At 67.4% G+C, this 12,451-nt stretch carries 11 protein-coding genes; 4 read left to right on the forward strand and 7 right to left on the reverse strand.

Annotated elements, in window-relative coordinates; genetic code table 11:
- The first annotated feature begins 14 nt into the window (after positions 1-14).
- Complete coding sequence (locus LRP66_RS15275; protein WP_230483464.1) at positions 15-1,145, forward strand: GNAT family N-acetyltransferase; 1,131 nt, start codon at positions 15-17, stop codon at positions 1,143-1,145.
- A 4-nt stretch (positions 1,146-1,149) separates the two neighbouring features.
- Here LRP66_RS15275 and LRP66_RS15280 read toward each other — a convergent pair whose 3' ends face one another.
- A complete protein-coding gene (locus tag LRP66_RS15280) occupies positions 1,150-2,817 on the reverse strand; it encodes a hypothetical protein (protein ID WP_230483465.1) in 1,668 nt (555 codons plus the stop codon).
- Positions 2,818-3,153: 336 nt separating this feature from the next.
- Positions 3,154-4,374 carry an argininosuccinate synthase gene (locus tag LRP66_RS15285; RefSeq protein WP_230483466.1) on the reverse strand — a complete coding sequence of 407 codons (1,221 nt, stop codon included), beginning with the start codon at positions 4,372-4,374 and terminating at the stop codon, positions 3,154-3,156.
- Between the two features lie 147 nt (positions 4,375-4,521).
- Here LRP66_RS15285 and LRP66_RS15290 point away from each other — a divergent pair, with 147 nt between their 5' ends.
- Positions 4,522-4,890, forward strand: a complete 369-nt coding sequence (locus LRP66_RS15290; protein WP_230483467.1) for an EF-hand domain-containing protein — start codon at positions 4,522-4,524, stop codon at positions 4,888-4,890.
- 180 nt (positions 4,891-5,070) lie between these two features.
- Here the strand turns inward: LRP66_RS15290 and LRP66_RS15295 are convergent, their stop codons facing one another.
- From LRP66_RS15295 to LRP66_RS15310, 4 genes are all read right to left on the reverse strand, one after another.
- Positions 5,071-6,417 (reverse strand): ammonium transporter, encoded by a 1,347-nt coding sequence (locus LRP66_RS15295; protein ID WP_230483468.1) that lies wholly within the window; start codon positions 6,415-6,417, stop codon positions 5,071-5,073.
- 14 nt (positions 6,418-6,431) lie between these two features.
- Positions 6,432-6,770 carry a P-II family nitrogen regulator gene (locus LRP66_RS15300; RefSeq protein WP_058717839.1) on the reverse strand — a complete coding sequence of 113 codons (339 nt, stop codon included), beginning with the start codon at positions 6,768-6,770 and terminating at the stop codon, positions 6,432-6,434.
- Positions 6,771-6,956: 186 nt separating this feature from the next.
- The gene (tldD, locus tag LRP66_RS15305) at positions 6,957-8,405 is read right to left on the reverse strand and encodes a metalloprotease TldD (RefSeq protein ID WP_443026705.1); all 1,449 of its coding nucleotides are present in this window, start codon (positions 8,403-8,405) and stop codon (positions 6,957-6,959) included.
- Positions 8,406-8,571: 166 nt separating this feature from the next.
- On the reverse strand, positions 8,572-8,805 hold the full coding sequence (locus LRP66_RS15310) for a zinc-finger domain-containing protein (protein ID WP_230483469.1): 234 nt from the start codon (positions 8,803-8,805) through the stop codon (positions 8,572-8,574).
- Positions 8,806-8,894: 89 nt separating this feature from the next.
- Between LRP66_RS15310 and LRP66_RS15315 the strand changes: the two genes are divergently transcribed.
- Positions 8,895-9,833 carry an ABC transporter ATP-binding protein gene (locus tag LRP66_RS15315; protein WP_230483470.1) on the forward strand — a complete coding sequence of 313 codons (939 nt, stop codon included), beginning with the start codon at positions 8,895-8,897 and terminating at the stop codon, positions 9,831-9,833.
- 25 nt (positions 9,834-9,858) lie between these two features.
- Here the strand turns inward: LRP66_RS15315 and LRP66_RS15320 are convergent, their stop codons facing one another.
- Positions 9,859-10,599, reverse strand: coding sequence for an energy transducer TonB (locus tag LRP66_RS15320; protein ID WP_230483471.1), 741 nt, complete (start codon positions 10,597-10,599; stop codon positions 9,859-9,861).
- 145 nt (positions 10,600-10,744) lie between these two features.
- Here LRP66_RS15320 and nadB point away from each other — a divergent pair, with 145 nt between their 5' ends.
- Entirely contained in the window at positions 10,745-12,322 is a 1,578-nt protein-coding gene (nadB, locus tag LRP66_RS15325; protein WP_230483472.1) for an L-aspartate oxidase, read from the forward strand.
- Positions 12,323-12,451: the final 129 nt, after the last annotated feature.

The raw sequence follows: 12,451 nt of genomic DNA on the forward strand, positions 1-12,451 counted from the left end.
CATATCCCCCAGCGATGACCACCGCCATCGCGCGTATCCTGTCCGGCGTCGCCGCCCTGTCCCCTGACGAGTGGGACGCCTGTGCGGGCACCGCCAACCCGTTCGTCAGCCACGCTTTCCTGACCGCGCTGGAGGAATCGCACAGCGTCGGCGGCCGCTCGGGCTGGACCCCGGCTCCGATCGTCATCGACGGCGCCGATGGCCGCCCCGCCGCGATCGCGCCCGCCTATCTGAAGGCGCACAGCCAGGGCGAATATGTCTTCGACCATGGCTGGGCGGATGCCTGGGAGCGTGCCGGGGGCCGCTATTACCCCAAGCTCCAGATCGCCGCGCCCTTCTCGCCGGTGCCCGGCCCGCGCCTCCTGTTGCGCGATCCCGCACTCGCCCCCGCGCTGATCGCCGCGATCGAGGCGGTGACCGACCAGAACGAGCTGTCCTCCGCGCACGTCACCTTCGTCTCGCCCGAGCAGCTGCCGCCGTTCGAGGCGGCGGGCTGGCTGATCCGCGAGGGGGTTCAGTTCCACTGGCGCAACGACGGCTATGCCAGCTTCGACGATTTCCTCGCCGCGCTGGCCAGTCGCAAGCGCAAGGCGATCCGCAAGGAGCGCGCCGCCGCCGTCGAGGGGCTGACCATCCGTCACCTGAGCGGTGCCGATATCCGTCCCGAACATTGGGACGCCTTCTGGGTCTTCTATCAGGATACCGGCAGCCGCAAATGGGGTCGCCCGTATCTCACCCGTGCCGCGTTCGACCGGATCGGCGAGCGCATGGGTGAGCGGCTGTTGCTGATCCTGGCGGAGCGCGACGGGCGACCGATCGCGGGGGCGCTGAACCTGATCGGCGCGGATACGCTCTATGGCCGTTACTGGGGCGCGGTCGAGGAAGTGCCCTTCCTCCATTTCGAGCTATGCTATTACCAGGCGATCGACGCCGCGATCGAACGCGGGCTGTCGACGGTCGAGGCCGGAGCGCAGGGCGAACACAAGCTGGCGCGCGGTTACGTCCCCGTGCCGACCTGGTCCGCCCATTATATACCGCACCCCGCCTTTCGCGGCGCCGTCGCCGAGTTCGTGCGGGCCGAACGCGCGGCGATCGAGGCCGAAAGCGACTATCTGGGCGAGCTCACTCCCTTTCGTCGGGGGTGAGGTCTCAGTCGTCGTCCTTGTCGGGGAGCGTGCTGCGCCGCGCGGGCGGGGCGCGGCGGTCGTCGCCCGGCGTCGGACGGCTCAGCAGCTCATAGGCGGCGGGGTCGATGATCGGGCGGCGATCGTCGATCCGGTAGAGGACGTCGCGCCCCGACCGCCAGATCGGCGTCATCCCGCGCGTCAGGCTTTCGTCATAGCGTGGCGGGTGGACCAGCCAGACATAGTCGAACGCGTCGCGCGGCAGCAGCTTGAGCGCGGTGTCGATCGGCCGCCACCACTGGCCACGGCAGCGCCGCTGGGTGACGATCTCCGACGGATCGTGCGCGAACCGCTTGGCGGGGGAATAGCGCACGGTCAGCAATTGCCCGCCCGCCATCGACCATTGGTCGTTGGCATAGGCAAGCTTGCGTTCGAGGGCGAGCCCGGCGACATGCTCCAACCGGCTCGACGGCCAGACATCGGCGCAATATTGGCGGCCGACAAAGGTCAGCAGCCGCGCGCGCGGCGGGACGTGATCGAGCGCGGTCAGCACCCGGTCATAGTCGTTGCTATACATCACGAAGCTGGCCGTGGTCGCGCCGATCCGGACGACGAAGAATGCCAGCCCCACCACCGCCAGCGTCGACGCCCCGCGCAGCGACAGCCCGCGCCGGGGACGAAGCGCGATCAGCGCGATCGCGAGGACATAGGGGGCCAGGCGCATATCGGCATAGGCCGAGCCGAACACGATGCGCGGCAGCAGCAGGTAGACGACCGCCAGGAACGCCGCCGACAGCACCAGATTGCGCGAATATTCGACCCGCTCGTCGCGAACGCCCTTGAGCAGGACGAGGAACAACAGCGTGACCGAGGCGAGGTCGAACAACATCCAGCGGTCGCGCAGGACCATCGTCACCCAGTTGATCTTCCACCGCCAGTTGAACCAGTCGCCGGTCTGGCCGGTCACATCGGCGCCCGAGCGCCACACGACCATCAGCACCATCGGCAGCGCGAGCGGGATACAGCCGATCCCGGAGTGGAAGGCGGACTCGATCCACCCCTTGACCCCCTTCGCTCCGTTCGCGCGCCGGATGTCGTGCTGGCGGATCAGCTCGGCCGAGAAGGCGAGCACGCCCAGCACGCCCCAGCCGAAGGTATGCGCCACCCACAGGGCACAGGACAACGGCACGAACAGGATCGCGCGCAGCTTCACCCGGCCCAGCCGCCCCATGCGCAGCCACAAGGCGAAGAGGTTGAGCGCCAGCGCCATCGCCAGCGCGAAGTTCACGAACCCGAACTGGAAGGGATAGCTATAGGCGAGCGGCAGCGCGAACAGCGCGGTGGCCGGGATCCGCCCCTGCACCTCGCGCGCGATCCAGAGGAGCCCGGTGACCGTCAGCACCGGGATCGCCATGACGATCAGCTTGACCGCCAGCTCCAGCCCGAAGATCGGCGCCAGCGGCTCGATCAGCAGGTCGATGCCCAGATTGCCGATCATCTGCCATTCGAAATGATACCAGTCGGCCAGCCAGGGCTGGTTGGCATATTCGAGCTGGACCCGGTAGCGACCCATATGGCCCGGCACGTCGACCAGCGGTGGCACCGTCGGCCAGATCAGCGGCAGCGCGGCGAGCAGCGCCATCGCCGCCACGAACCACCGCGTCTGCCACCAGTTGAGCTTTCCCCCATTCATGGCGAAAGTGCCTAGCGGACCGAAGGGGGCAAGGACAAGACGAACGCGAAACCCGCTGCGGCGAGTTGTTGGCGCGTCGGTCGGATGGGCGGCATCGATTCCGGACGCGCGGCGGAGGTTCGCGCATAGGCTTCGACCACGCTCAGGCTGAAGGAACGTGGCGTGGGGTGGAAAGCGCGCGAGATGCCGCACCCTGCCCCCCCCCGATCACTCGGCACAGTCGAAGTGCGCGTTCCATGCCGACGACAGGCCGCGATCGCGGCATCCGGCCAAACCATGATAAAGGGCGGACGGGTCTCCCCATCCGCCCGTCCGGTCATCGCGTCCGAATCCGGATCAGATCTGGTCGCGACGCCCCAGCAACCGCAGGCGCAGCGCGTTGAGCTTGATGAAGCCCGCCGCGTCGCGCTGGTCATAGGCGCCCTGATCGTCCTCGAAGGTGACGACCTTTTCCGAATAGAGCGAATAGGGCGACTTGCGGCCGGTGACGATCGCCTGGCCCTTGTAGAGCTTCAGGCGGACGGTGCCGGTCACCTTCTCCTGGCTGTGGTTGACGGCGGCCTGCAGCATCTCGCGCTCCGGCGAGAACCAGAAGCCGTTATAGACCAGCTCGGCATAGCGCGGGGCCAGCTCGTCCTTCAGATGCGCGGCGCCCCGGTCGAGCGTGATCTGCTCGATGCCGCGATGCGCGAGGGCATAGATGGTGCCGCCCGGCGTCTCGTACATGCCGCGGCTCTTCATGCCGACGAAGCGGTTCTCGACCAGGTCGAGGCGGCCGATGCCGTGCTTGCGGCCCAGTTCGTTGAGCTTGGTCAGCAGCGTGGCGGGCGAGCACGCCTCGCCGTTCAGCGCGACGCCGTCGCCACGCTCGAAATCGATGGTGATGACCTCGGGCACGTCCGGCGCGTCTTCCGGATTGACGGTGCGCGAATAGACGTAATCGGGAACCTCGTCCCACGGATCCTCGAGCACCTTGCCCTCGGACGAGGTGTGCAGCAGGTTCGCGTCGGTCGAGAAGGGCGCCTCGCCGCGCTTGTCCTTCGACACCGGGATCTGATGCGCCTCGGCGAACTCGATCAGCCTGGTGCGGCTGGTCAGGTCCCATTCGCGCCACGGCGCGATGACCTTGATGTCGGGGTTCAGCGCGTAATAGCCCAGTTCGAAACGAACCTGGTCGTTGCCCTTGCCGGTCGCGCCGTGGCTGACCGCGTCGGCACCCACCATCTTGGCGATCTCGATCTGACGCTTGGCGATCAGCGGCCGCGCGATCGAGGTGCCGAGCAGGTACAGCCCCTCGTACAGCGCATTGGCGCGCATCATCGGGAAGACGTAATCCTTGACGAACTCCTCGCGCAGGTCGTCGATGAAGATGTGTTCGGGCTTCACGCCCGCCATCTCCGCCTTCTTGCGCGCGGGCTCCAGCTCTTCGCCCTGGCCCAGATCGGCGGTGAAGGTCACGACCTCGCAGCCATAATGCTGCTGCAGCCACTTGAGGATGACGCTGGTGTCGAGGCCGCCCGAATAGGCGAGGACGACGCGCTTGATATCTTCGCTCACGGCAAAGTCCTTCGGAGAGGGGATGGATTTGCCCCGCGCCCTATGCGCTGTCGTCGCCCCACGCAACCTTCGCTTGGGTTCGTTCATTGCGGCGACAGCCAAAGGCCGTCAGGAGCGGCCGACAAGAGCCCCTCTGGAGTCCCGTGCATGACCCGTTTTCTCGTCGCCGGTCTGATCGCCGCCACGCTGGCCACCCCCGCGCTGGCCCAGCAGGACACCCGCGCCTCCGCCGCCGCGAAATTCTCGCGCGAGTTCAAGGCGCGCGACACCAATCACGATGGCGTGCTGACCAAGGCCGAGGTGAAGGCGGCGATCATGCGCATGGGCAATGGCAAGCAGCAGATCGACGCCGTCCATGCCGGACGACTCGCCGACCTCTGGTTCGAAAAGGCCGACGCCAACAAGGACGGCAAGGTCACCGAGGCGGAGGCGCAGGCGCTGCTGTCCCGCACCTTCGACGAATATGAGGCGGCCAAGGCGGCGCAGGCGCAGCAGGCGGGGCCGAAGGGGCGGTAATCCCGCGAGCCTATCCCGAGCGGCAAGCTTGCCAGCCGGAAGGACCCAGGCTGAGCACAGGTTGGGATTTCCTCTCCCGCCTACACACAAAAAAGGCCCGGTGCGTTGCCGCACCGGGCTTAGGTCGTCCGCAGGAGGAACGTCGTGGGGTGCGGGGGTTCTCTTCGCCCCCGCTCCCGATCAGTTGTAGGCGCGTTCGCCGTGCTCGCCGAGGTCGAGGCCTTCCTGCTCGACTTCCTTTGAGACCCGGAGGCCGGTCAGGGCCTTGGCGACGAACATGGCGATGACGGTGCCGATACCCGCCCAGACGATGGTCGTGGCGACCGCGCCGAGCTGGACCAGCAGCTTCGGGCCGATGGCGTAATCCGCCGCACCCGGACCGCCCAGCGACGGGGCATAGACCACGGCGGTGCCGATCGCGCCGATCATGCCGCCGATGCCGTGGACACCGAAGGCGTCGAGCGCATCGTCATAGCCGAGCTTGGGCTTCAGGACCGACACGGCGTAGAAGCAGACCACGCTGGCGATGGCGCCGAGCACGATCGCGCCGAACGGACCCGAATTGCCCGCCGCCGGGGTGACCGCGACCAGACCGGCGACGATCCCCGAGCAGAAGCCCAGTGCCGAACCCTTATGCCCCGCAACACGCTCGGCCAGCATCCAGAACAGGCCGCCGCTGGCGGTCGCGACGAAGGTGTTGATCATCGCCAGACCCGCCGAACCATTGGCCTCCAGCGCGGAACCGGCGTTGAACCCGAACCAGCCGACCCAGAGCAGGCCGGTGCCGACACCGGTCAGCGTCAGCGAGTGCGGCGGCATCGGCGTGGTCGGATAGCCCATGCGCTTGCCGAGGATCAGCGCGGCGACCAGCGCCGAGACACCGGCGTTGATGTGCACCACCGTACCGCCGGCGAAGTCGAGCGCGCCCGCCTTGAAGAACAGGCCCGACGACGCCCAGACCATGTGCGCGATCGGGAAATAGACGATGGTCAGCCACACCGCGGTGAAGGCCATGACCGCCGAGAACTTCATCCGCTCGACGACCGAGCCCAGCACCAGCGCGGCGGTGATCGCGGCGAAGGTCATCTGGAAGCAGATGAAGACATATTCCGGAATTTCGACGCCCGCGGTGAAGGTCGCCGCCTGGCTGGCGGGCGTGACGCCCTTCAGGAAGGCCTTGCCCAGCCCGGAGATGAAGTTGGACGCGCCCCCCGACACGTCCGGCCCGAAGGCCAGGCTATAGCCGTACATCACCCAGATCAGCATCGCGAGGCAGGCCGCCGCGCCGATCTGGGTCATGGTGGACAGCATGTTCTTCGCGCGGGTCAGACCGCCATAGAACAGCGCCAGACCCGGCAGGATCATCATCATGACCAGCACGGTCGAGGTGAGCATCCAGGCGGTGTCGCCCTTGTTCACCGTCGCGGCCGGAGCGGCGGCCGCCGCCTGCGCCCAGGCGGGCATGGCGGCGAACAGCGTCAGGCCGAAGCCCGCCGCGCCGGTCGCCAATTTGGAGACATGCTTCATCGAAATCCCCCCTCTCAGAGCGCTGCGTCGTCGGTTTCGCCGGTGCGGATCCGCACGGCCTGACCGACATCGAGCATGAAGATCTTGCCGTCGCCGATCGCGCCGGTATTCGCGGCGGCCTGGATCGATTCGACGACGCGGTCGGCGATCTCGGACGCGCAGACGACCTCGATCTTGATCTTGGGCACCATGTTGGTGCTGTACTCGGCGCCGCGATAGATTTCGGTCTGGCCCTTTTGCCGCCCGAAACCCTTCACCTCGGTCACCGTCATGCCCGCCACGCCCAAGGTGGTGAGCGCCTCGCGCACCTCGTCGAGCTTGAATGGCTTGATGATGGCGATGATCAGCTTCATCTACGCCCCCTTTGCGTTACCCGAGGACAAGCATCGCAAGGGGTGTGCCAGTTTACGATTTGGTGACGTTTGCGAGCGTGCGACGATGCAATGCCGGGTCCGGACCCCGCCGCATTGCATCAAATTTTAGGCATTCATTCCGGCCTGCCCATTTTTCGGGCATTTCTCCCCGGCTCGGGGAGGCTGTCAGGCCGCCAGTGCGGTGCCGCCTACCGTCAGCCCCTCGACCAACAAGGTCGGCTGGCCGACGCCCGCGGGCACGCTCTGCCCGCCCTTGCCGCACACGCCGACACCTTCGTCCAGCGCGAAGTCGTTGCCGATGCCCTTCACCCTGGTCAGCACGCTGGGCCCGTCGCCGATCAGCGTCGCGCCCTTGATCGGCGCGCCCAAGCGGCCGTTCTCGATCCGGTACGCCTCGGTGCAGGAGAAGACGAACTTGCCCGACACGATGTCGACCTGGCCGCCCCCGAAGGACTTGGCGAAGATGCCGGTCTTCACCCGCGACAGAAGCTCGGCGGGGTCGTCCCGTCCGCCCTTCATGAAGGTGTTGGTCATGCGCGGCATCGGAGCATGGGCGAAGCTTTCGCGGCGGCCGTTGCCGGTGGGCGCGACACCCATCAGCCGCGCGTTGAGCCGGTCCTGCATATAGCCTTTCAGGATACCGTCCTCGATCAGCACGACCTCGCGCGTCGGCGTGCCCTCGTCATCGATCGACAGCGAGCCGCGCCGGTCGGCCAGCGACCCGTCATCGACCACGGTGACGCCGGGCGCGGCGACCCGCTCGCCGATCCGCCCCGAAAAGGCCGAGGTGCCCTTGCGGTTGAAGTCGCCCTCCAGCCCGTGGCCGATCGCCTCGTGCAGCAGCACGCCCGGCCAGCCCGGTCCGAGCAGCACGGTCATCTCGCCCGCAGGCGCGGCGACCGAATCGAGATTGACCAGCGCCTGGTTCAGCGCGACGTCGATGCCCCGCTCCCAGGTCTCGCGCGCGACGAGCCGGTCATAGAGATAGCGCCCGCCGATTCCGAAGCTCCCCGTCTCGCGCCGCCCATTCTGTTCGACCACGACCGAGATGTTGAGCCGCACCAGCGGCCGGACATCGGTGGCGACGAAGCCGTCGGCGCGAACGATCTCGACCACGCTCCAGCTCCCCGACAGGCCGACCGAGACCTGCGCCACACGCGGATCGCGCGCGCGGGCGGCGGCGTCGATCGTCTGGCAGAGCGAGACCTTCTCGGCAAAGGGGATCAGGTCGAGCGGATCGGTCGCGGTGTAGAGATGCCGGTTGGTTCCCTGCGGCGGGGGTGCCGCGGCGCCCTTGGCGGGGTCGATCAGCGCCATGGTCTGCGCGGCGCGCCGGATCGCGGCCTCGGACAGCTCGTTGGCATGCGCGAAGGCGGTCATCTCGCCCGACACCGCGCGCAGGCCGAAGCCCGAATGGGTGTCATAGGCCGCGGTCTTCAGCCGACCGTCGTCGAAACCGAACGCTTCCGAGCGCTTATACTGCAGGTAAAGCTCGCCATCGTCCGCACGGGCCAGCGCACTGGCGGTAAGGCGCAGCGCGGCGTCGGGGTCCAGCGTGTCGCGGTACAGGAACGAGCGGGGATCGGTGGCGGTCATCGCGGAGATATAGGGCATCCCCCACCGCTTTGAAACTCTACCGCCTCCCCCCTTCTTCCTCCCTCCCGCAGGCGGGAGGGTCGGGGGAGGGCAAGGGGTCTCACCGAGACCAGCGCTTGCGGCAAAACCCTCCCCCATCCCCTCCCGTCTACGGGAGGGGCGTGAGTCTCAATGAGCGTGGGGCTTAGCGGCCCGCGCCGTCGCCGTGATCGGGCAATGTCGCCTGGTCCACCCCATCCGCCGGGCCGCCGATCAGCACGAAGCGGCGATCGCAATATCCGCAATCGACATAGCCGGTCTCGTCGATCTGCAGCCAGACGCGCGGATGGCCGAGTGCGGCGCCGCCCGGAATGTCGGTGGCGCCGTCGCAGGCGACGCGGGTCTGGGAGACGCGGGTGGTTTCGGGCGGCGGCAACATAGGTCCGCGCGATAGCAAGGCGGACGCCACCGTGCAATTGCCGAAAACCGGCTTGGCCTGTCCGCCGCACGGGCCTATCGCATGAGGCCATGACCGCCACGACAGAAGCCGCCATCTCGATCCAGGGCATCGCCAAGACCTATCAGGGCGGCAAGCGCGCGCTCGACGGGGTCAGCTTCGACGTGCCGCGCGGCCAGATTTTCGGACTGCTGGGGCCGAACGGCGCCGGGAAATCGACGCTCATCAACATCCTGGCGGGTTTGGTGATGAAGACCGAGGGCTCGGCGTCGATCTGGGGCTTCGATATCGACCAGCATCCGCGCAACGCCAAGGCGTCGATCGGCATCGTCAACCAGGAGATCCTGTTCGACCCCTTCTTCACACCCCTGGAGACGCTGGAGATCCAGGGCGGGCTGTACGGCGTGCCCAAGGCCGAGCGGCGCTCGATGGAGCTGCTGCGCGCGGTGCATCTGGAGGATAAGGCCAACGCCTATTCGCGCACCCTGTCGGGGGGCATGAAGCGGCGGCTGATGGTCGCTAAGGCGATGGTCCACTCGCCGCCCGTGCTGGTCCTCGACGAGCCGACCGCGGGCGTCGATATCGAACTCCGCCAGCAGCTCTGGGCCTATGTCCGGCAGTTGAACGACCGGGGCGTGACGGTGGTGCTGACGACGCACTATCTCGAAGAAGCCGAGGAGTTGTGCGACCGGATCGCCATCATCAACCATGGCCGCCTGGTCGCCAACGAACCGACCCGCGAGCTGGTCGGCAAGGCGCAGGAAAAGATCGTCGCGGTGACGGTGGATCGCGACGTCGCGGCGGTGCCGGACCATGCCAGCTTCGGCAAGATCGTGCTGAAGGGCACGCGCACGCTGGAGATCACCTATGCCAAGGACAAGGTGAATGCGGGCCAGGTGCTCGCGGCGGTTCAGGCGGACGGGTTCGGGATCGTCGACGTCTCGACCAAGGAGGCCGATCTGGAGGATGTGTTCCTGTCGTTGACGCGGAGCGTGGGGGTTCAGGGCTAAGGTTTTCGCTTGGCCTTCGACGGCCTCAATCATTATCAGGTTCGGGCACCCATTCATGGTTCTGCAGAATATAGGCGCCCACCGGACGACCATCCGCATCGCGTGAGGGTGCGTACCGGAACCGTCGGGTTACCAATCGGCATGTCGTTTCATCCAGTTCGGCGTTGCCAGAACTCCGCGTCACGACACATCCGCTGACACGTCCGTCGACATTGACGAAATATCGCACCGTGACCTTCCCGCCAATTTCAGCGCGCGATGCACCAGGCGGATAATCCGATGGCGTGATCCGTCCACGGATCAACTCGGGCGGCGTCTCATCGCCATAACCGTCGCCGTCACCCGATCCGCCGCTGCCCGTCCCGTTGCCGATCCCGCCCGCGCCGGTTCCGGGACCGGGCCTGTCCGAAGCGCCCTGGCTCGCATCCGCGCCGGTGCCCGCGACCGGTGCGACCACCACCGGCGAGACGGGCGGCAGCACGACCAGTGGCGGCGGCGCGACGATCTCGGTCGCCTGCGATCGGATATTGGGCGGCGCGGCGGCGCCGCGCGGACGGTGGGTCGCGACCTTCTGCGGCCGGACGCGCGGCGGCGGGGGCGGTGCCGGGGGTGTCACATCGAAACTGTCGAGCGCCGGTGAGGATATCGGCACGCCGGGCGCGAAGCCCAGCCCCAGGATCAGCGCATAGCCCATGCCCCCCACGATCAGCGCCGTGGGAATTGCCGCGCGCAGACGGTCGCGCCAATCGGGCCGGGCCAGCGTCATGCGGCTTCAGGTGGGTAGGCCAGTCGCTTCCGGCAAGCCACGATCCCCCACTTGCTACGCCCACGCACTATCCCCTGTCCCCCGCCCGCCGTCCGTGCCACAGGGCCGTCATGTTCCCCGCCAACGCGCCCGAAGGAGCCCGCGCATGACCGCTTCCGATATCCTGATCGTCGGGTCGGGCGCGGCCGGGCTGACCGCCGCGCTCAACCTTGCCGATCGGTTCAAGGTCACCGTCCTGGCCAAGGGCAAGATGAACGAGGGCTCGACCGCCTGGGCGCAGGGGGGAATCGCCGCGGTGCTCGAACCCGGCGACACGTTCGACAGCCATATCGAGGACACGATGGTCGCGGGCGCCGGTCTCAACGACCGCGCCACCGTCGAGTTCGTGGTCGAGAACGCGCCCGCCGCGATCGACCGGTTGCAGAAGCTGGGCGTACCCTTCGCGACCGAGGGCAACATGCTGCATCTGACCCGCGAGGGCGGGCATTCGCACCGGCGCATCGTCCATGTCGCGGATGCCACGGGCTGGGCGGTACTCGACGCGCTGCTCCGCGCCGCCGACGCACATCCCAACATCACCATGGTCCCCGACCAGGTCGCGATCGACCTGGCGACCAGCCGCCACGAGATGCGCTATTCGGGGGCGGGCCATGTCTGGGGCATCTATGCCGTCGACCGGCGCACGGGACGCGTGGTGCTGCACAAGGCGCGCGCGACGATCCTGGCGACCGGCGGGGCGGGCCGCACCTATCAATTCTCCACCGCGCCCAAGGGGGCGACCGGTGACGGCATCGCGATGGCTTGGCGAGCGGGCGCGCGCGTCTCCAACATGGAGTTCATGCAGTTCCACCCGACCTGCCTCTACAACACCCAGGTCAAGAATTTCCTGATTACGGAGGCGGTTCGCGGCGAGGGCGGGCATTTGAAGATTCCCGAGACCGGCCACCGCTTCATGCCCGACCTCGACCCGCGCGCCGAGCTGGCACCGCGCGATATCGTGGCGCGCGCGATCGATCATGAGATCAAGCGGCTGGGCCTGGATTACGTCCATCTCGACATCAGCCACCAGCCGCCCGCCTTCGTCCGCGAGCATTTCCCCAATATCCACGAAAAGCTGCTGAGCCTCGGCATCGACATGACGGTGCAGCCGATCCCGGTCGTCCCCGCCCAGCACTATACCTGCGGCGGCGTCATCGTCGATCGCGACGGACGTACCGACCTGCCCGGCCTCTATGCGGCGGGCGAGGTGACCCAGTCGGGCCTGCACGGCGCCAACCGCCTGGCGTCCAATTCCCTGCTGGAATGCTTCGTCTATGGCGAGGCGTGCGCCGACCATATCGCGGCGCACTGGGACGACCTCCCCCCGCCCCCCTCGATCCGCCCCTGGGACGAAAGCCGCGTCACCGATTCGGACGAAGAGGTGGTCATCAAGCAGAACTGGACCGAGATCCGCCGCTTCATGTGGAATTATGTCGGCATCGTGCGCACCACCAAGCGACTGGAACGCGCGCAGCATCGGATCCGGATGCTGACCGAGGAGGTGAACGACTATTACGGCCATTTCCGCGTCACCCCCGACCTGATCGAGCTGCGCAACCTGCTCCAGACCGCCGAGCTGATCGTCCGCTGCGCCCTGCATCGCAAGGAAAGCCGCGGACTCCACTATACGCTCGACTATCCCGAGACGCTGCCCGACGCCGTCGACACGATCCTGATCCCGTAGCGTCGGGTGGCGTGGGGACACCGCCGTCATCCCCCCCGTAAGCCTTTCCTGGCGAAAGTCCCTGCCAGGGGAGGACACGATCCATGGCCGATCCCGCAGCATCACAGCAGGTTTCACGGTTTGTCGCGG

The sequence above is a fragment of the Sphingomonas sp. Leaf21 genome (genome assembly GCF_916858675.1).
GTDB lineage: Bacteria > Pseudomonadota > Alphaproteobacteria > Sphingomonadales > Sphingomonadaceae > Sphingomonas.

Bases quoted from the DNA above. Each gene is read 5' to 3' on its own strand.
- LRP66_RS15275 (WP_230483464.1), top strand. From the start codon at position 15: ATGACCACCGCCATCGCGCGTATCCTGTCCGGCGTCGCCGCCCTGTCC.
- LRP66_RS15280 (WP_230483465.1), bottom strand. From the start codon at position 2,817: ATGAATGGGGGAAAGCTCAACTGGTGGCAGACGCGGTGGTTCGTGGCG.
- LRP66_RS15290 (WP_230483467.1), top strand. From the start codon at position 4,522: ATGACCCGTTTTCTCGTCGCCGGTCTGATCGCCGCCACGCTGGCCACC.
- LRP66_RS15295 (WP_230483468.1), bottom strand. From the start codon at position 6,417: ATGAAGCATGTCTCCAAATTGGCGACCGGCGCGGCGGGCTTCGGCCTG.
- LRP66_RS15300 (WP_058717839.1), bottom strand. From the start codon at position 6,770: ATGAAGCTGATCATCGCCATCATCAAGCCATTCAAGCTCGACGAGGTG.
- tldD (WP_443026705.1), bottom strand. From the start codon at position 8,405: ATGCCCTATATCTCCGCGATGACCGCCACCGATCCCCGCTCGTTCCTG.
- LRP66_RS15310 (WP_230483469.1), bottom strand. From the start codon at position 8,805: ATGTTGCCGCCGCCCGAAACCACCCGCGTCTCCCAGACCCGCGTCGCC.
- LRP66_RS15315 (WP_230483470.1), top strand. From the start codon at position 8,895: ATGACCGCCACGACAGAAGCCGCCATCTCGATCCAGGGCATCGCCAAG.
- LRP66_RS15320 (WP_230483471.1), bottom strand. From the start codon at position 10,599: ATGACGCTGGCCCGGCCCGATTGGCGCGACCGTCTGCGCGCGGCAATT.
- nadB (WP_230483472.1), top strand. From the start codon at position 10,745: ATGACCGCTTCCGATATCCTGATCGTCGGGTCGGGCGCGGCCGGGCTG.